The organism is Methanobacterium veterum (assembly GCF_000745485.1).
In the GTDB taxonomy this organism is placed as follows: domain Archaea; phylum Methanobacteriota; class Methanobacteria; order Methanobacteriales; family Methanobacteriaceae; genus Methanobacterium_D; species Methanobacterium_D veterum.
Genome location: NZ_JQJK01000017.1, coordinates 80,310 through 99,615, shown reverse-complemented (window position 1 = coordinate 99,615; position 19,306 = coordinate 80,310). Strand labels below are relative to the sequence as shown.

At 35.2% G+C, this 19,306-nt stretch carries 22 protein-coding genes; 17 read left to right on the top strand and 5 right to left on the bottom strand.

The features are described 5' to 3' along the window. From EJ01_RS17540 to EJ01_RS10170, 4 genes are all read left to right on the top strand, one after another. On the top strand, positions 1-225 hold a 225-nt coding region (locus EJ01_RS17540), incomplete at its 5' end, for a DUF11 domain-containing protein (protein ID WP_169740460.1). 244 nt (positions 226-469) lie between these two features. Beyond that, positions 470-742 (top strand): hypothetical protein, encoded by a 273-nt coding sequence (locus tag EJ01_RS10180; RefSeq protein WP_048081978.1) that lies wholly within the window; start codon positions 470-472, stop codon positions 740-742. Positions 743-947: 205 nt separating this feature from the next. Then, positions 948-1,295: a hypothetical protein gene (locus EJ01_RS16565; protein ID WP_052376059.1), complete on the top strand. Its 348-nt coding sequence runs from the start codon at positions 948-950 to the stop codon at positions 1,293-1,295. Positions 1,296-1,326: 31 nt separating this feature from the next. After that, the gene (locus tag EJ01_RS10170) at positions 1,327-2,331 is read left to right on the top strand and encodes a potassium channel family protein (RefSeq protein ID WP_048081977.1); all 1,005 of its coding nucleotides are present in this window, start codon (positions 1,327-1,329) and stop codon (positions 2,329-2,331) included. On the opposite strand, the gene sfsA is transcribed toward EJ01_RS10170, so the two are convergent. Further along, positions 2,325-3,041, bottom strand: a complete 717-nt coding sequence (gene sfsA / locus EJ01_RS10165) for a DNA/RNA nuclease SfsA (protein ID WP_048081976.1) — start codon at positions 3,039-3,041, stop codon at positions 2,325-2,327. The genes EJ01_RS10170 and sfsA overlap by 7 nt on opposite strands. Positions 3,042-3,141: 100 nt before the next feature. Continuing rightward, positions 3,142-3,879, bottom strand: coding sequence for a hypothetical protein (locus tag EJ01_RS10160; RefSeq protein WP_157197615.1), 738 nt, complete (start codon positions 3,877-3,879; stop codon positions 3,142-3,144). A gap of 268 nt (positions 3,880-4,147) precedes the next feature. Here EJ01_RS10160 and cfbD point away from each other — a divergent pair, with 268 nt between their 5' ends. The 3 genes from cfbD (at position 4,148) to hisH (ending at position 7,054) form a co-directional block, all read left to right on the top strand. Beyond that, positions 4,148-5,218, top strand: coding sequence for a Ni-sirohydrochlorin a,c-diamide reductive cyclase catalytic subunit (cfbD, locus tag EJ01_RS10155; protein WP_048081974.1), 1,071 nt, complete (start codon positions 4,148-4,150; stop codon positions 5,216-5,218). Positions 5,219-5,358: 140 nt separating this feature from the next. Further along, entirely contained in the window at positions 5,359-6,417 is a 1,059-nt protein-coding gene (locus EJ01_RS10150; RefSeq protein WP_048081973.1) for a sugar phosphate nucleotidyltransferase, read from the top strand. Between the two features lie 31 nt (positions 6,418-6,448). After that, complete coding sequence (gene hisH / locus EJ01_RS10145; RefSeq protein ID WP_048081972.1) at positions 6,449-7,054, top strand: imidazole glycerol phosphate synthase subunit HisH; 606 nt, start codon at positions 6,449-6,451, stop codon at positions 7,052-7,054. Positions 7,055-7,109: 55 nt separating this feature from the next. On the opposite strand, the gene EJ01_RS10140 is transcribed toward hisH, so the two are convergent. Then, the gene (locus tag EJ01_RS10140) at positions 7,110-7,937 is read right to left on the bottom strand and encodes an ATP-binding protein (RefSeq protein ID WP_048081971.1); all 828 of its coding nucleotides are present in this window, start codon (positions 7,935-7,937) and stop codon (positions 7,110-7,112) included. Between the two features lie 263 nt (positions 7,938-8,200). Here EJ01_RS10140 and EJ01_RS10135 point away from each other — a divergent pair, with 263 nt between their 5' ends. The 8 genes from EJ01_RS10135 (at position 8,201) to EJ01_RS10100 (ending at position 15,255) form a co-directional block, all read left to right on the top strand. Next, positions 8,201-9,562, top strand: a complete 1,362-nt coding sequence (locus EJ01_RS10135; RefSeq protein ID WP_048081970.1) for an AIR synthase-related protein — start codon at positions 8,201-8,203, stop codon at positions 9,560-9,562. Positions 9,563-9,669: 107 nt separating this feature from the next. Continuing rightward, positions 9,670-10,098, top strand: a complete 429-nt coding sequence (locus EJ01_RS10130) for a hypothetical protein (protein ID WP_048081969.1) — start codon at positions 9,670-9,672, stop codon at positions 10,096-10,098. Between the two features lie 216 nt (positions 10,099-10,314). Continuing rightward, positions 10,315-11,124: a cysteine peptidase family C39 domain-containing protein gene (locus tag EJ01_RS16560; RefSeq protein WP_052376057.1), complete on the top strand. Its 810-nt coding sequence runs from the start codon at positions 10,315-10,317 to the stop codon at positions 11,122-11,124. Further along, positions 11,115-11,462: a hypothetical protein gene (locus EJ01_RS10120; protein ID WP_048081968.1), complete on the top strand. Its 348-nt coding sequence runs from the start codon at positions 11,115-11,117 to the stop codon at positions 11,460-11,462. Before EJ01_RS16560 ends, EJ01_RS10120 begins: the two co-directional genes overlap by 10 nt. A gap of 110 nt (positions 11,463-11,572) precedes the next feature. Beyond that, the gene (locus EJ01_RS10115) at positions 11,573-12,385 is read left to right on the top strand and encodes a hypothetical protein (protein ID WP_048081967.1); all 813 of its coding nucleotides are present in this window, start codon (positions 11,573-11,575) and stop codon (positions 12,383-12,385) included. An 11-nt stretch (positions 12,386-12,396) separates the two neighbouring features. Next, positions 12,397-13,104 carry a hypothetical protein gene (locus EJ01_RS10110; protein ID WP_048081966.1) on the top strand — a complete coding sequence of 236 codons (708 nt, stop codon included), beginning with the start codon at positions 12,397-12,399 and terminating at the stop codon, positions 13,102-13,104. A gap of 221 nt (positions 13,105-13,325) precedes the next feature. Then, on the top strand, positions 13,326-14,486 hold the full coding sequence (locus EJ01_RS10105; RefSeq protein WP_048081965.1) for a glycoside hydrolase family protein: 1,161 nt from the start codon (positions 13,326-13,328) through the stop codon (positions 14,484-14,486). A gap of 151 nt (positions 14,487-14,637) precedes the next feature. Then, complete coding sequence (locus tag EJ01_RS10100; RefSeq protein ID WP_048081964.1) at positions 14,638-15,255, top strand: phosphatase PAP2 family protein; 618 nt, start codon at positions 14,638-14,640, stop codon at positions 15,253-15,255. Between the two features lie 128 nt (positions 15,256-15,383). Here the strand turns inward: EJ01_RS10100 and EJ01_RS10095 are convergent, their stop codons facing one another. Then, positions 15,384-15,785 carry a protease inhibitor I42 family protein gene (locus EJ01_RS10095; RefSeq protein WP_048081963.1) on the bottom strand — a complete coding sequence of 134 codons (402 nt, stop codon included), beginning with the start codon at positions 15,783-15,785 and terminating at the stop codon, positions 15,384-15,386. Positions 15,786-16,111: 326 nt separating this feature from the next. Here EJ01_RS10095 and mtaA point away from each other — a divergent pair, with 326 nt between their 5' ends. Further along, positions 16,112-17,182 (top strand): methylcobamide:CoM methyltransferase MtaA, encoded by a 1,071-nt coding sequence (gene mtaA / locus EJ01_RS10090; RefSeq protein ID WP_048081962.1) that lies wholly within the window; start codon positions 16,112-16,114, stop codon positions 17,180-17,182. Between the two features lie 37 nt (positions 17,183-17,219). On the opposite strand, the gene EJ01_RS10085 is transcribed toward mtaA, so the two are convergent. Then, positions 17,220-17,786, bottom strand: a complete 567-nt coding sequence (locus tag EJ01_RS10085) for a hypothetical protein (protein WP_245611196.1) — start codon at positions 17,784-17,786, stop codon at positions 17,220-17,222. A 130-nt stretch (positions 17,787-17,916) separates the two neighbouring features. On the opposite strand from EJ01_RS10085, the gene mtaB reads away from it, so the two are divergent. Next, a complete protein-coding gene (gene mtaB, locus EJ01_RS17295; protein WP_048081960.1) occupies positions 17,917-19,302 on the top strand; it encodes a methanol--corrinoid protein co-methyltransferase MtaB in 1,386 nt (461 codons plus the stop codon). Positions 19,303-19,306 lie beyond the last annotated feature (4 nt).

Sequence of the window (19,306 nt, the reverse complement as noted above, 5' to 3'; positions counted from 1 at the left end):
CCAATGAACGCTAAAAACGTTACTGTAACTCTTAAAATGCCTAAAGGATTCAAATACATATCCAAAGACAAGAACATTCAGTATAACTCTAAAACAGGAGTATGGACCATCGGTAACCTCAAAAACGGAGGAAAATTAGTGTTACATATCGTAGCACAAGCTGTCGTTTCAAATGTTCGGTTAACAAGTACTGCCAGTATAAAAGGGACTGCAATCATGAAGTAGGTAAAATGAAAAAGGAGTAACTAACTGGTTTAATTTAAAGAGAATAAGGATTTATGATTAAATTCATATCCTTTTATTTTTCCTTTTTAAGCCAAATATTACACCATAAATATTAAAAGTTTATTTAAAAGTTTAATAAGTCACTGAGAATCGTGACTTAAATGATAAAATTGTTTAAAACACAAAAACATTTTTATACCTATTATTTATAGTAGGTAATAAAAGAATAAAATGGAGGTTTAAAATGAAGACATATGCAGGAATATTAGCTATCCTTTTAATCTTAGGTCTTTTAGTCATCCCAGGCGTGTCTGCAGCAGACGATGATTTAGGTACTGACCCAAATCTGGACAATAATCAGGCAAACGTAACAGTTGATCCTTATTCAGAAACACCTGAGGTAACTAATACAACAGAAAAAACCATTCCAATGCAAAAAACAGGAGTTCCTATTGCAGGAGCGCTAACAGCAACTTTAATGATCCTTGCTGGAATGGGATTATCTAAAAGGAAATAATTTAAATTTTTAATTTATTCAAATCCCCAAACGCCTTGTGTTTGTGGGTTTTTTCTATTTTTCTTATATTTTACAAAACATCTTAAATCTTCACAAATTATTATTTTAAGGCTTAATGTGTTATAAAATCCGGCCCAACATTAATAAGCAAACCTTTTTATAATTATTAATCATATCAGATAATACCAATTAGAGGGGATTTAAAATGAAGATATTAACATATATAATAACAATATTTTTGATATTTGGGCTTATTGGAGCCCCAAGTGGGGTTTTTGCTCAAGAAACAAGTTCCACCGGACCTAGCATACAAACTAGTAATCCAGTTGTTTTAGACAACACAGCTCCTTTACTTAAAGGTGGAGGAAGCAGCCGTGGAGGAAGCTCAAGCAGTTCTAAATCCAGCAGCAAAAAAATTCACGATGGCGACGACGATGATACAGATGACGGTTCAACTGACGATGGATCTGGATGGTGGATTGCAATTATCATCATAATTATCATAATTGCAATTATAGTTCTCGCAGTATGGTTCTTCTTCCTCAGGAAGTAACTTATAAATCCATAGTTTTAAGGTAATTTAAATGGTAGTGATAATAGAAATATTAAGGAAACACCTCCCTAATTTAATCAAACTACGTATGACCCGTATTCTAATATGGATATTTATAGTGATTGCCTACGGAGTAATTGGATTCCACCTGATAGAAAATCAAACATGGACTGTATCATTATACTGGACTTTTGTTACCATAGGAACTGTAGGATACGGTGATTACAGTCCTAAAACTCCTTTAGGCATGTATTTCGCTATCTCACTTATAGTACTGGGTATTGGAAGTTTTGCAATTGCAGTTGGAGAGATTTTGGAATTCCTGTTTGAAAGACAGCAGATGAAGTTAATGGGGCTGATTAAAGTGAAAAAATCACAGCATGTTGTAATATGCGGGTGGACTGAAAGTACAGCAGAATGTATCAAAGAAATTGGAAAAGATAATGCAGTTTTTGTAGTTGACGAAAATGAAGAGGTGAAGAAAAAAGCACTGAAAAATGGAGCTTCATTTGTACATGGAGACCCTACACGCGTCAAAGACCTTGAAAAAGCCAACGTAGTCGGAGCTAAGGCCATAATTGTAGATATGGAATCTGATTCTCAAACGATACACTGTATACTAAGCATTCGTAAATTAGATCAAGATGTTAGAATAATTGCAGAAGTTCAGCGTTATGAAAACATAGAGCAAATACAGCTTGCAGGGGCAAATCAAGTTATATCCCCATTTGTAATTTCAGGAAGGCTTATGCAAAAGAGTATCGACGATGGATATGAAGCCATGTTTGTCCAGGAAGTCCTGGCAGAACACAAAAACAGGGAAATGAAAGAGGTAGAAGTGGCTGAAAAAAGTTATTTCAACGGTAAAACAGTACGTGAAGCAGATATACACGAAAAAACAGGGGTTGTACTGGTTGGTGTTGGGAAAAAAGGTGATTTAACCATAGATCCACCAAGAGACTATGTAATACATGCTGGAGACGTAATACTTGGAATTGGAAAACCAGAAGAGTTTGAAAAATTGAAAAATCAGTGATAATTTTTAAAACTTATTTTAACTCTCTTCAAAGGAGTTATTTCCAAACTTTCTTTTTTTAAATTATTTTTAAATGAATAAGCAACTGCATTAACTCCATTTTTATAAGCCATTTCTAATGATGCTGAAAACTCAGGATCCATCTTAAAGTTTGGCGAAAATTCTACCGCATCTTCACACAATATAAGGAAAAGAATTGATGCATTCAAACCTTCACTCTTAGCAGATATGAGTTCTTCAACATGTTTTTTACCCCTTAAAGTCGGTGCATCAGGAAATAACGCCAGACCATCTTCAACTAGAGTACAGCCTTTAACTTCAACAAGCATTTTTTCTTCATTATTATCAGTTAAAAGAAAATCAATTCTGCTTTTACCGTAAGTATATTCCCTTTTCAAAACAGAATAGCCCTTAAATTCATCTATTATCTGAGAATCTATTAAATCAACTGCAATGTCACTGTGAAAACCAGAATTTATCAATATCCACAGATCACCTTTTAAAACTCCTATCACATCGTACTTTGTCTTTCTATTCCCCAATTTCAATGCGCGTCTTAAAAGCAAATCAGCATCAGGAGTTAAAAGTTCTTTAAGTCTTCCAGGATCCCTCAAATGAGCATTTTCTAATTTGTTTCCGAGTTGAAATGTCACAGTGAACCTATTTGGCCTTTCTACGAATTTTCCCGTGATTATGTTTTGGATTATCATTCTGTTAACCATAGATCTAATGTTTAATTATTTAACTAATTCATATCATAGATGTATTTTAAAGTTAAAAAAAGCTTTATATAAATCCACTTTGAACATGTTACTTTAATTTTATACTATCTACAGTCTTAATAAATTCATTTGCATGTGCCAGCGTAGTTCCATATGGTTCATACATATATGTTTCATATACAATTGAAGGTATTTTAGAATTAATTAAAGGAACTGTTACATATTTAGGACTTTTAGGATCTTTTCCATTTGGAGGTATATAATAAACAAGCCATGATATCTCTTTTATAATCTTAGACGCGATTGATTTAGACTTATTAGATTTTGCCGGTACTGATAAAAACCTATTTTCTTTATAACCAGTATCTTTACCCCTATTGGAATGCACATCTATTACCAGTTCAAAATGATTTTTCTTTATATCTGAAACCACATATTTATTGGCCAGCTGCTGGCCATTTATCCGTCCATTCTTATAATCATCAGTATTTTCAGTAACATCAATACTGTAAATATAATATGAGTTCTTAAGAGATTTAGAATTGTTTAAAATAGATTCTATTATAGCTCTATGTGCATTTGCTTCAAGAGGGTGTACCCCCACTATAATAGCAATTTTTCGAGTTGAATTTGGATTTCCATAGGGACCAGTTTTAGTTACCGTCCCTTTACCAGTACTGCCTAAGACTTGAGTTTCTAAAGTTTGAGGAGTTTTGATCTCTATATTCTGCTTATTATCCATAGCATATTGCTGGTTAACTATTACCGAGCATAATAGTACCGCCATCGTAACCAGCACTAATAATTTAGAGCTTATACTGACCATGCCCCCACAGCATTACATCCATCTAAATCTCAATTCAAGACTTCAATTTATTAAAATATTAATTAAACATATATAATTATTATACAGCTCCTCACCTTAAATCTTATATTTACCAGAGTTAATATAGGCTTAAAAGAAAAAACATTGTGTGAAAAATATTAGCTGATTTAATATTTTAACATAAAATAAAACAAGATTAAGCTTATTTAAATTGATAAAACTACTAAAATACATATTCAACGAAATCAGTTACTTTAGAGGTGAAAAATTGCATCCAAGACCAAGTCCAATTGCTGCATCATTATACACATTAAGAGACATGAATGCTGATGTTATTATACTTCACGGCCCTCACGGCTGCTGTTTTAGAACAGGAAGGCTCCTTGAAAATGACGGAGTGAGAGTTGTAACTACTGCAATGTCTGAAAATGACTTTATTTTTGGAGCTTCAGATAAACTGGAAGAAACGTTAAAAGAAGTGGAGTCAATGTTTTCTCCAAAACTTGTGGGGATCGTTGGAACCTGTGCAAGTATGATAATCGGAGAAGACTTGAAAGAAGCAATCCAAAGTGCAAATATAAATGCAACAGTAATTGCTGTAGAATCCCATGGTGGATTAAGTGAAGGAGACAATACCGAAGGGGCCATAGCAGTACTGGAAGCTGCAAGTAAAGACGGCATCATACCAGTTGCAGAATGTGAAAGACAGTCAAAAATGCTTAAATTAGCAACAGAAATCGAAAAAACCCGTGGAATGGCACAGGGAGGTTATATAGCTCCATCTTATGGTGATGACAAGGGTGAAATAGCAAATATACTCATAGAAAAGCTTAAAAATGGTGAAAAAACCGCTATTATCCTCAATGCCAAAAAAGAGACCTCTTACCTTTTTGCCGATATCCTGAAAATTCCATTTGATAATATAAATCCCGAAAACAAACCGATTATAATTGCAAATCTTGATGAAAATATCGGACTTCCACGGATAAGACATCATGCAGCCAATATTAAAAAAGAACTTCAAAAAATTGGATTAAGTATAGACATAATAACAGGCGGGCTCGATGAATATCCTGTAACAGGCGAAGAAGCTGCAAAAGCCCTAAAAGATAAAAATATCGATTTCGTAATTGTTGCAGGAGTGCCTCATGCAGTACCAATAGAAACCATAGATGCAGATACCCTTGCAATAACAGACGGTCCCAGATTAGTAGAGCCCTTAAAAAAGATAGGATACAAATACGTTGTTACAGAACTTGATGCACACGCCAAAACATTAGGTACTGATAAAATAGTACAATCTGACTTCGGTGAAGTTTTAAGGGAGATTTTAAGTTAAGTTTAAAGTTATAATTGATATAATCAAATTGATAAAATTTAGATAGTCAAAATTAAATTAATTTACTCTTAATAAGTGAAGATAAAGTATTAATATCTTATAAAAACAAAATATTATACTAATAAGTAAATGGTGATAAAATGAGCAAAACAGCAGGTATGATACTTTGCGGGGGCTTTGGTAAAAGATTAAGACCGCTTACAGAGAAAGTTCCAAAGCCATTAGTTGAAATTAAATACGATTATTCCATTTTAGAAGGTCACGATACCTACACAATTCTTGATAAGCAGATGTTCGACTTTAAAAACGCGGGTGTGGATCGTGTGCTCCTGTTAACTGGATTTTTAAGTGAAAAAATCGAAGAACGATATGGTAATGATTTCAACGGGATGAAAATTGAGTATGTAATTGAAGATGAACCACTCGGAACTTTAAATGCTATACGATTAGGTATGGAACATATCAATAACAAAGAGCAATGCGTAATACGGAACGGAGACGTAGTTGCTGATTTAAATCTTAAAAAAATGATTCATCAAGGTGCAAAATCTGATTATCCTCTTTCCATGTTTATAACTAAAATGGTTTCCCCATACGGAATTGTTGAAGTTAGTGGAGATAAACTGGTATCATTCAAGGAAAAACCTGTTCTCGATTATTATATCAATGGAGGAATTTATTTCTCAAATGGAGAAATTAACTTTGGGGATTTCGAAATTGGAGACATTGAAAAAACTGTATTCCCAATGATGGCCAGTGAAAACCAGCTTGGTTACTACAAGGAAGATGGTCTTTTCTGGATGGCAATTGATACCTCCAAAGAACTGGAACAAATCAGAAAAGAATATAAAAACAGGGAAGATAAACCATGGGGCTATGAAAAGGTCCTTATTTACACAGAAAAATACCTGACAAAAGAATTATTCATAAGAGAAGGGTATCAAACCTCTTTCCATTACCACGCTGAAAAAGATGAAACCATGTACATAGTAAGCGGTTCTGGTTACATAGAATTTGAAGACAGGAAAGAATACTTTGGAAAGAACGACACAGTAAGGATAGAACCAGGAAAACCTCATTCCATAGTTGCAATGGAAAACACAGTTTTACACGAGGTTTCAACACCACATCTAAACGATACTATACGTGTAAACGACTTCTATGTCAGAGCAGCGCAAGATAAATCAATATCCCCTTAAACACTTTTTAAATGATTAAAAATGGGTAAATATGATAGTCATAATTAATTATGGATCCGGAAACCTCAAAAGCATTAAAAATGGATTCACAAAGATAGGTGAAGAAACAGTAATATCTCAGGACATCCGTGAAATGGAAAAAGCTGATGCACTGGTCCTACCCGGAGTGGGTGCATTTGGAACAGCTATGGAACACCTTGAAAGCTACAAAGACATAATTCATGAACACATAAATAATGGAAAACCATTTTTGGGGGTTTGTTTGGGACTACAGGTACTATTTACAAAAAGCCAGGAAAATAAAGGAGTAAAAGGTCTCGATATATTCAAAGGCGAAGTAATGAAAATTCCGGAAGAAGGTCTCAAAATACCACATATGGGATGGAATAACCTGAAAATTGTAAATGAATGTTCAATACTCGATGGAATTGAAAATGATTATATGTACTTTGTCCATTCATATTATGCAAAACCAGATGACGAAGACATAATAGCTGCAACCACCAACTATGGAATTGACTTAACTGCAGCAGTGTGCAGAGATAATGTCTTTGCTACTCAATTTCACCCAGAAAAAAGCGGCGAAGTGGGTCTAAACATCTTAAAGAATTTTGTAAAGAGTATTCCATCAAAATAAGGAAATTTTTTTTAAATTAAAAAATTAAAGGACAATAAAACCTTTAATTACATTTTTATTTTGCCTGTATTAGTTCACCAGATATAGAAATAGTGTAATCTTTAAGAGGTATATCCTTTTGAGCTTTCTCTAATGCTCTCCTGACTATAACTTCAATTCCTGAGCAGCATGGAACTTCCATATGTACTATTGAAATCGAGTTTATGTCCTGTTTTTGGAAAATTTCAGTCAATTTATCTACATACCTATCTATTGTCTTATCCAGCTTCGGGCAAAGAATTATTAAAACTTTGTCCTTTAAGAATTCCTGATGAAAGTTAGCATATGCAAAAGGTGCACAGTCCGCTGAGATCAAAAGGTCTGCATTTTTAAAATAAGGTGCATTTGGATTTAAAAGCTGTAATTGCACCGGCCAGTTTCTAAGTTCCGGGCTAACCCTTATCTGAGGTTCATTTTCAGTTTCAGGCTTTTGACTCAAATCCACTGCCATTGAACCAGGACACGCGCATTCAAATGATGCTCCTTTTTCATAGTCAGGGATATCAATGTTCCTTTCTTTTAAAAAATCAACCGCCTGATTAAGAAGGTCTTTCTGGCCGTGATCAGAGAGATGCTTTAAATGGGCCAATATAACACTAGGTCCTCCCATTATTATATTTTTCATAACTTTATTTTCATCATAAGGCTCTGCTTCTCTCTGTTCAATTTCTATAGCTCCCTGAGGGCAGTTTCCAATACATGCCCCTAAACCATCACAGAATAAATCGCTTATCAGTCTTGCCTTCCCTTCAATTACCTGCAAAGCTCCTTCAGGACATCCAGGAATACATTCACCGCATCCTGTACATTTTTCTTCATTAATCTTGATAACATCTCTTTTCATAATTACCTCACCACCCAGTTAAATTATAAATTCAAATGTTATTCACTTCAAAGCCAGATTAAGTTATTTTGAACCGCTTCTTATCCCAAACAATAATGGTCCAAACATAATCCGCCAGTATAATCCTTAAATTAAATATGATCTTTTTGAATATTATAATTATATATTTAAATGTAATAGAGTCACAATAAAGATCAATTGAATATGGAGATCAGTTTATATAAATCATAAAATTTCATTTAAAACATTCAAGGAGATATCACGTGGACATAGAAGGCTTTGTAAGACAGTCAATAAATCATAATGATGAAAAATCCGTTGAAAATAGCTTAAGGGACAAAATATTAGAATATAAAAATATAAATCCAGAACAAGCTTCTAAAATGGCATCTGCTGTGATTGAAGAGGTTAAAAACACATTAACAATTGAATCTCATCCAGATGATTTCCTGAGGGATTTAATAAATTACAATAAAGCAGACGTTAAAATGGGAGAAATCGGTGTTGGTTCCAGGGGAGAAGGAGATTTCTTCGTTCACAGAAGAATCGCAGATATCGTGTCAAGCACCCATACAAATGCATTTATAACTCCAGAAGCCCAGGACGATGGAGGAGTAGTTAAAAAAAGCGTTGGATCTAACGATATTTATGTAACAACAGCAGTTGATGGAATACACTCCCGTTTAAGCGAATATCCTTTCTTAGGAGGATTTCACGTTGCCAGGGCATCACTTCGAGACGTGTGCGTTATGGGAGCTGACCCTGTTGCGATACTAAGCGATCTTCACCTTGCAGATGATGGAGATGTTGGAAAACTCTTTGACTTTACTGCAGGGGTTTGTGCAGTTTCAGAACTTGTAAACGTGCCGCTTGTAGCAGGAAGTACCCTCAGAGTTGGAGGGGACATGGTTTTAGGTGATAGATTAGTAAGTGCAGTGGGTGCGGTGGGAGTATCTGAATATCCTCCAACTGCAAGGAAACGTGCCAAAAAAGGAGACGTTATTTTAATGACTGAAGGTTCTGGAGGAGGAACCATAACCACAACTGCAATATACCACGGTATGTTCGACGTGGTGGACGAGACAATGGATGTAAGTTTTATAAAAGCATCTGAAGCCATTTCAAATGCAGGGTTACTTCCCGAAGTCCATGCCATGACCGATGTTACAAACGGAGGGCTTAGAGGGGACGCACATGAGATTGCAAGCACTACAGGAGTTGGACTTACAGTCTTCGATGATAAGATAAGGGAACTGATAAACCCAAAGGTACTTGAAATGCTCGAAAAGCTGGATATAGACCCACTTGGAGTTTCAGTGGATTCACTTATGATAATAGCACCAGAAGATGTTGCTGAAGAAGTTAAAAAAGCAGTTTCTGGAGCTAACGTAGATATAGCTGAAATTGGTTATGTCGACGACACTGGAAAAGCTAAACTCATAAGAGACGGCGCTGAAGAAGCATTAACACCTCTGTTTAGAGAAGCAGCTTATACCAAAATTAAAAAGGTGGTTGGAGATACCACTCCTGAAGACTTTGAAATCATGAAAGAAAAGGTCCAAAATGCTGCCTTAGCTGCCATAAAGAAAAAAGATGATGTTGTAAAAGCTGTAAGGGAAAAATAAATTCTTTACAGTTCTCTTATTTTATAATTCAATAATTGGAGAATAGAACCACATAAATAATCCATTGACAGATTAGGACATGTAACTGACTGAAAATGGATGATTTTATGGACGATAATGGATTCGTGTTTACTCTAGACGCAGTACTTGCTCTAGTAATTGTTTTTATTGCACTAGCTGCAGTGGCCAGTATAAATGAAACTCCACTATCTTCACAGATTCGCCTCTCTCATAACGCTCAAGATATCTTAGAAACCATGTCAGCTTACAAAAAATGGTCTGAAGAGCCTTCAGTCCTTCAAAATATTGCCAATATACTGTCTACCCATAATAATGACCAAAGCGGGATCAAAGAAGCAGGACAGGTAGCAGGCATCTATTTAAACCAGACACTTAACAGCACTAAATACAACCTCACAGAAGCTCAGCTTAATATTACAATTGCGGCCAATGCAGACATGGAAGAAGCAGGTGATGTTGCAGTTGGTGTTAAAAGCTGTGATGGTTATATTTTCAGGCTTTGTGTTTGGGATTGAACTTTATTATTTATCTTTTTAAATATAAACCGCTACTTTTGTTTAATCCTTTATTTTTTGAAATTTTTGATTGTTGGATTTAATTACTAAATTTTACCAGTATTAAGTCTTCAATGTCGCTAAACAATGGTAAAATATTTTTACAAGGGAAAATGTTAATTAATACCTACTTTCCATTTTATGTAAGTAACTAATTACATTAATAAGAGGTGAAGTATGAATAATTTAACAAAAATTTTAGTTTTTATAAGCCTATTTACCATGGCAATTATGTTTACAGGGGCAGTATCTGCTGCCAACTGTACAGGAAGCTCTGTAAACAACATTCAAGCAAGTATAAACGATACACCTAATGATACAATTGTAGTTAATAATACCAATAAATCATTCCATACATCCACAAAAAATTTGAATGATAACATATCTCAGAAAAACACCACTGGAATCATAATGGCAAATACAGATCATAATTGTGGGCCTGCAGCACTTGCTACAGTTGTGCAAAATTACTTTGATATTAACATTACACAAGATCAACTTGCAACTCTTGCTGGAACAGATGGAACTGGAACAACAATGTATGGACTTGCTCAAGCAGCACAAAGTGAAGGTTTATTTGCATATGGAATGAGTTTATCGGTTGATAAGCTTCAATCAGGTAATATAGTGTATTTAACCATCGGAGAAGGACACTACAGTGTTATAACAAATATAACCAATGAAACAGTTTATCTTGCAGATCCGAGCATTGGAAACATTAACATGACTATGGCCAATTTTAAAGCAGCCTACAGTGGAGACGCATTAGTTATAACAAATAATTCAAACGATAAACAACTTGCTAGTGGTACAATATTGAGTAATGAAGAAATGCAAAAAATCAAAGGGATGAGATATACTATTGACTGGCCTCGTACGGGTTTGAAAATACTTGGATGTGCAGGTATAGGTGCAGGTATAGCTACTGGTAATCCCGGCCTTATATTTGCTGGTGTTGTTACTGTCTATGAAGCACAATGGGGGTGATCATTATAGATATTGTACATTTAGGCCTATGGTTAATTATTGGCCTTTTATTATGTTGTTTAGCATATGGATTATGGACGGCTTACAGGAATAATAAGCCTTGGAATTCCATAGGAAATGTTGCTATGGCAGGTATAATCCTTTTGTCCATAGGATATGATCTCAAAATGGAAATATTTGCTATACTGGGTCTTGGAGTGTTCCTTGGTTTAGTAGCTATTTTCCTTTCCAACTTATACCACAAAAATTTAAGGATTGATGATGCATTCTTCTTCCTAATAACTGCAGCTCTGCTAATCGCCAACTCATCACAAATCCATCTAATAGTTACATATTGACCTAATTTCAAGCTTATAAAAATCAAAAGACAATTCTCATATTTTTTTAATTTTTTAGAATAATATTTTCATCTTAAAGTTTACTTATAACAAATAAAGGAAGTTTAATCATGGAAAAGAAAAATTTACTAATTGTCGGCATTTTAACAGGTATTATAATTGTTTTAATAGGTATAGGACCAATTATATTCCCTAATTCAACCAGTGCCGATGATTCAATATCTGCTGGAAATTTACATGATTTAAATTCATCGGCTAAAAATATAACAGATGGATTGAATTCAGTAAATGAATCTTCAACAAATGAAACTTTTCCAGAGGACTTTTCCAAAGATTACACCACATTTGATAATTCAACTTCCAAATTAATTGCTATATCTATAGCAAGGTTATATCAAGGATTAAGTGGTTTTTATACATCCCATACATTTAATACTTCTTTAACTCCTGATAAAAAGTACTGGATAGTTAAAATGGATGATTTAATGGTTGTTACTGTTGATGCAAAAACATTGATGAGCAAACAAAATGGAGATTTAAACCCGCCTGTGAATACATGGCAGTCATTGGATGCACTGAAAGCACAATATACTGCAGATATTCAAAGTACTGGTGACGAAACAGTTGGGGAATCTCATAAAATAACTTTAAATGGTAAAAACATCTGGAAAGTACCAATATATACTATCGTTAGTAGCTGGCAAGGAGGCTATGATGATCAATTAGTTGGATATGTTTATGTTGATCTTGCAACAGGAAAAAGTAAAAAATTATACAGCGACATTTTTTATGACATTTATTGTTACATTTTTAACGATGACCCTGGAACAGACGGCTGGTTAACACTTAAAGAGGTAGATGAGAAGAGTGGTTGGTGGCCATCACCTTTTAGAGATGCTTTAAGAGATTTATACCTGGAATAAAGAGTTATATCATGATTAGAAAAAATTTACTGATTGCATGTGGTTTAATAAGTGTTACCCTTGTTTTAGCTATTGCAGCATTTATAATCTTTTCAACTATTACAGACACTTCAATAGATGCCTCAAATTCAATCACAGGCAATAATAATTCAGATAGTGATGAATACCTTTCTTTTGACAACTCAACTCCTGAAGCAACCGCCATATCAATAGCAAGATTATGCTGCGGAGTAGGCGGTTTTTACACTTGCCATACATTTAATACTTCTCTAACCATCGATGGAAAGTACTGGATAGTTAAAATGGATGATTCAATGATTGTTACTGTTAATGCAAAAACATTGATGAGCAAACAAAATGGAGACCTGAACCAACCTGCAAATACATGGAGGTCACTGAATGAACTGAAAGCACAGTATATTGCTGATATTCATTCCGAATGCCTGTCAGAGAATGCTAGAGTTGGGAAACCTAGTAAAGTAACTATAGATGGCAAAAAAATCTGGAAAGTACCTGTATATTACTATAACGATGTAGACCATAAAATAACTGAATATGTTTATGTTGATCTTGTAACAGGAAAAAGTAAGAATACATGGAATGATTTTAATGAGCTTACATGGACAAAAGAATGGCTAACACTTAAAGAAATGGACGATAGAAGTGGTCTATGGCCATCGCCATTTAAAGATGCCCTAAGAAATTTATACCCAGAATAACACATTAAAACACTTATTTTACAAAAATTATTTTTTCTTCCACCTACCTGTTTTAAATATCAATTTATAACCAAAAATTAAAAAAAATCTATTTTTATACAATATAAATAAAAAATACTGCCTAATAAATCCCATAAAATAAAAATAACTCATTTAAAGCACGGCAAATTATAAGTATGCCAAAATTGATAAATAGGTATGATAAAATTTTGGTGAAAAATATGCAAAAAACGGATCTTGATTCAGTTAAAGAAATTATGCTTGATTTTGCAAGTTCAACTGGCCTTGAACCAGTTAGGCCAAATCCTAGACGTTATTTATGGACAGATGCATTTGCAGTCTGTAATTTCCTTGAACTTTTCCGCCAGACGGATGATAAAACTTATTTAAATCTCGCATTTCAGTTAGTTAACCAGGTGCACCATACATTAGGCAAACATCGTGCGGACGATCCCCGCTCAGGATGGATCAGCGGCTTTGACGAGGGTGAAGGGGAACTACATCCCACAAAAGGAGGCCTCAGGATTGGAAAGCCGCTGCCTGAGCGCAAACATAATGAACGGTTCGATGAGAGCATAGAATGGGACCAAGATGGACAGTACTACCATTACCTGACAAAGTGGATGCACGCTTTAAACCGAGTTAGTCAAGTTTCTGGAAACCCAAGCTATTTGCGATGGGCAATTGAGCTAGCACAAGCTGCTCATGCCAGTTTTACCTATGCCCCATCTTCAAACCACCAAAAGCAAATGCACTGGAAAATGAGCATTGACCTTACCTATCCTCTTGTTTTTGCCATGGGACAGCATGACCCACTCGACGGTTTCATAACCTACAGTGAGCTGCAGGCGGCGGCCAGAAATTTCAAACAGCTGTCTGAATTCGATCTCAGTGCCGAGATAAATGATATGGCCCATATTTGCAGGGGCCAAAGTATGGTTACAAATGATTCTTTAGGCATCGGCGGCCTATTATCCGATGCAGCAAGAACTGCACAATTGATAACAAACGGTTTTTCTTACATCGATCTGCTTAAAACAATTATAGACTCCTCATTACCTTGTCTTGGATCTTTTGTGGCGGGTAACTCCTTAGATCTTCCTGCAGGATACCGCCTTGCTTTCCGCGAACTTGGACTATCAATTGGTTTAAAAGGTGTTGAAAAGATGCACGGATTAATCAAAGAGAATCCAGACGTGTTTAATAATTCCCTGCAGCAGGGGGTTGAATCTCTCTTAAGATATAAACCCGCTGGTGAAAGTATAGATCAATTCTGGATAATTAATGAAAACAGAAAATACAGCAGCTGGACCGATCATAAAGATATAAACATGGTAATGTTAGCTACTAGTCTTGCTCCAGATGAGTTTTTGAGAATCTAACTCTTTGACACATACCTCCGATTCATGACATATTACCTAACTGTAGTAAGTAGAAACAGTTAATAATCTAAAAACTAAATATATCTAAATCTTATTATCACAAAAATTTAAATATTCACTACATTCAATGTTTGTATCATTAGGTAATTTTATGACCGGCCATTTTATCAAAGATGACTTTAAAAAACAGTTTGCAGTGTTTATTTCATATGTTGCATATGCCCCCATAATTTCAATTCCTGCATTTGCAATAATAAACTACTATTTTCTGAATTTCCATGATTTTATAGTTATAACAATCCTATGTGCCATTTTTACATGCATATTACCCGTATTATTTGTACTTAGATGGATCGAAGGTAAACGGCATCGTGGTCAGAAAATGGACATGGATATACCTGAAAGGAAAGACCGAAATTATCCCCTTATCATAGTGATTTTATCTTATTTTATAGGAACTGCAGTTTTATATACTCTAAACGCACCAGTTATGACCACTATTTTAATGTTCAGCTACTTTTTAAACACACTCATCGTGTTTTTTATAAATCTTTACTGGAAAATCAGCATCCATGCAATGGGAGTTGCAGGACCCACAGTCGTGTTAATTTATACGTTTGGTCCTGTTGGAGCCATATTTGCCGCTGTACTTCCCATAGTAATGTGGAGTAGAGTTTATCTCAAAAGACACACTGTAGGGCAGGTCATAACAGGAGCACTGCTTGGTTTTATACTCACAATTTTACAGATACATTTTTTAATTAATTAAATGACGCAAAAAAAGTATCAAAGTATTTTGCGGCATACAAAAGGTTTTGCAGCCACAAATCCGAAGTTCATTTAACATGTTTCAACAAACTTTAAATTAATACATTCTACATTTCTACAGCATCTAAACTATATCCATCTAAAAGCGAATATGTTATAAGTTTCTACTTTTATAGGAGGAACAGTTTCCCATGATCTCTGATATTCAAATGTAATTCGTGAAAATCCTTTTTTAATTGCTTTGAAAGTAAATATCTGAACTCCCCCAGATCCAACGACATTGTTTGAAGTTTTATAAGGCACATATTTTGAATTTACAAGCTGTATATACTTTGGATCGAATTTAGGAGTCCATGAATATCCAGTAGTGGGGTTACTTTTCAAAATTACCCTAAATTCTTTGTTTACCTTAACTAATTCTGTTTTTATTATAGGATGTGTTGCAGTGTTCTGATTTTGTGCTGCAGATGCTCCTGAAACCAGAAGACTTAATGTTAAGAGAGATATCAGCAATGCTAAATATTTTTTCATTTAAATTACCTCCATTTAGCTGTATATTTTAAAAATATTTCATTGGGCCAGCAAATATTATTAATATATTTATAATTAGTAATATATAGTTTTAACCATTCATAATATAAAAACAACTCATTAAATTAGATTGTTGAAACAAATAATAACTTAATCAGCCGAAAAATAAAAATGAAAATATTAATTTCAAATAAATCATTTTTAACTACATGAATATCCTGAATTTTACATTTAGAATGTTTCAACAGATGTTTTTCCAGCTTTTATGTAAAATTGACACCAAAAATTTAAACAATTTAAATAACATATTAAGTACAGTGAGTTTTATGAATCTAAAAGAAAATGTACTTGCAGTACTTAGAGATGAAGAAACCGATGTTACACCAGTAGTCAGTGTTACCCAACTTGGCATAACTGAAGCTATGGAAAAAACAGACGCATTTTGGCCAGAAGCGCACAGTGACGCGGAAAAAATGGCAGCACTCGGAAGTTCTCTCTACGAACTTGCAGGATTGGAATGCGCAAGAATTCCGTTCTGTCTTACAATTGAAGCTGAAGCCATGGGCTGTAAAGTGGACCTTGGTAACAAAGATAGAACTCCCCAGGTTGTGGAAAGCCCATTTGAAAGCAGCAGCGATATAAGTATGCCTGATGATTTTCTCAGTAAAGGGCGGATTCCAGTTGTACTAGACGCAATTAAGAAATTAAAGGACAAATATGGAGATACACTTCCAATTATCGTTGGAATTACCGGTCCTTTCACCCTCACAGGACATCTGCTAGGTGTCGAAAAACTTGTAAGGTACATGAGAACCCGGCAAAATGAAGTTGAATCAGCTTTAGATGAAGCACTTGATATATCTATTGAGTATGCAAACGCTATTGCTGATGCAGGCCCAGATATAATCTGTGTAGCTGATCCAACGTCCGCCCCCGAACTTATTGACCCTTTACAGTTTAAAACTATCGTTAAACCAAGATTAGAAGACTTATCCATGCAGATAAACACAAGTAAAGTCCTTCACATATGTGGATCCACAGAACCAATTATAAAAGACATGGCAGCCACAGGCTTTGATGGGCTAAGCATTGAAGAAAAAGTAGACATAGCAAGGGCAAAAGAAGCAATTAAAGGTGGAGGAAAAACCATACGGGTCGGCGGAAGAACTATGAGCATGGGAGGAGGAGATAAAGTCCCAAAAATCATAGGCAATATTTCTTCAAGCGAGACACTCTTTAGAGGTTCACCTGATCAGGTTAAAGAAGAAGTTAAAAAAGTTTTAGAATCAGGAGTAGATATAATAGCCCCAAGTTGTGGTTTAGCTCCAAGCACTCCTCTTGAAAACATCAAAGCCATGATTGAAGCACGTAACGAATTTACAGTATCCAATATCTAACTTAAAAAAGATTATTTTTCCTTTTTCTTAGTTTTTCTTATCTTTTACTAGAAAATCCAACCAGTATAGTGGCGATGTGGGGATCTTGAGGATATCCATATTTATCCTTGAGGTATGAATCACCCTCAGTTGAAGGGCTGCATGATACCACATCAAATATTCCTGCAATATCTTCTAATTCTGGAAAAGGTACTGGTGGTAGAAGAAAAAACTCTTTTTCTTTTTGCATGCCTCTTGTTGATTCATCGGGTTTGAAAATAACAAATTCAGGGCTTAGAAAATATGCATCTTTTCTATTTTGATATTTTTCCTTTTCATGCGGCAAAATTAACTCCTTTCCCAATATTCGGCCTTTATCAGTTACAAGAAGTACAGTAGGTATGGGAGGACTCCTAAATTCCATATTTTTGAGCACAGCTAAATAAAAATCTTTTTTCATACATTCTTCCAGTCCTGTGTTGACTACAGGTATCATATCTCCTTTCCTGTTGGATTCAATTTCAAGCAGAGCTTTTTTATCTTCCTCTGAAAGCTCTTGTACGTCAAGGACTCCTTTTAGCTTTTTTATTATTTTCATTGCATTTTCGACTACCATTTTTTCCATATCCCCATAATAAATTGACTATTCAATTAATTCTATAAATTTTAATTTTTTTATCCAATTGCAAAAATATAAACAATTTGAACGTTATATAATTATGATGATTTTATATGAATAACTAGTGGTGAAAAATGTGAAAAGATTTACTAAAATGGTGTATAAAAAACCTGAAGAAATGGTTTTCGGCCGTGCCAAATTTCCAGTGAGTCAACGTTGGAACATGCAGTTCGGTGCCGGTTACGTAGTACCCGAAGTAAAAGTCGCTCCAGTAGAAGGTTCTGAAGGGTCTAAAGAAAAAATGATAGCAGAATGCCGTAATATAGCACAAAGTGCCTGTGAAAGGGCTGTCGGTATAGGGCTGCCTGCATTCATGTTAGAGCAAGAACACGTTTCCCAACAAACCAACAATCCAGAATGGGCTGCAGAAACTACACGAGTCCAGGCTGAGATTCTAGAAAAATACTACGATGAATACGGCATCAGAGTATCTCTTAGACAGACACCAGCTGATATAAGGATAGAAGAAAGAGGTCCAGGACTTAGAGGATCTGATTACGATAACCGGATTGAAGAATCCATGGAAGCCTGTGCTGCAAACGGGGCTTCTGATCTTTGTATAGAAACTATGGGAGGAAAAGCATTATCTGATTATGGAATTGCGAGGGGAGATATAAGAGCAATACTCTTCGGGATAGGTGTTCTCGGAAGCATAGATATGGAATATATGTGGAAAAGAATCGTAAATATCTGTAAAAAATACGACTGCAGGCCGGGTGGAGATACAGATTGTTCTCAAGCCAATACCGCCATGTTTATTGCAGGAGGGCTGCTGGATAAAGATGTTTCACACACTGTTGCTGCACTTGCAAGGGGAATGGGTGGTGCAAGGAGCCTTGTAGCAGTTGAATGCGGTGCTGTTGGTCCGTTAAAAGACTGCGGCTATGAAAACCCGATCATAAAAGCGATAAGCGGAGTTCCAATAGCAATGGAAGGTAAAAATGCAGTCTGTGCACACTCTGATTTAATGGGTAACCTGGTTTGTGGAGTTACAGACGTGTGGAGTAATGAATCTGTTTACCACAGACAGGAGATGGGAGGAACAACTCCAGAAGTATGGTTACAGGCTACAGGGTATGAAGCATCTCTCATGAACACAGCTCTCCAAACAGGGCAGGAAGAAGTTTTAAGAGATCTTTACACTCTCACAGATAAATACAGAGACCCTCAGGCACTGGTACTTGCATACGATAATGCCCACAGGATAGGTGAAGCCATAGTTAAATATGGTAAGGATACTTACCTGAGGTCAAGGGCAGCTGCCATTGAAGCAGGAAAAATAATAAATGAAGCGGTTGATGCAAATAAAATGTATCTTACCAGATTTGAAAGAGATTCACTCGATAATGCTCTTAAAATACTTGAAGATTTACCTGCCGACAGGGACCAATTTATTGATGAATGTATAAGAGCATATTCAAGGAAAGTACCGGACTTTAATCCTAAAAATTATGACCTCTGAGGTG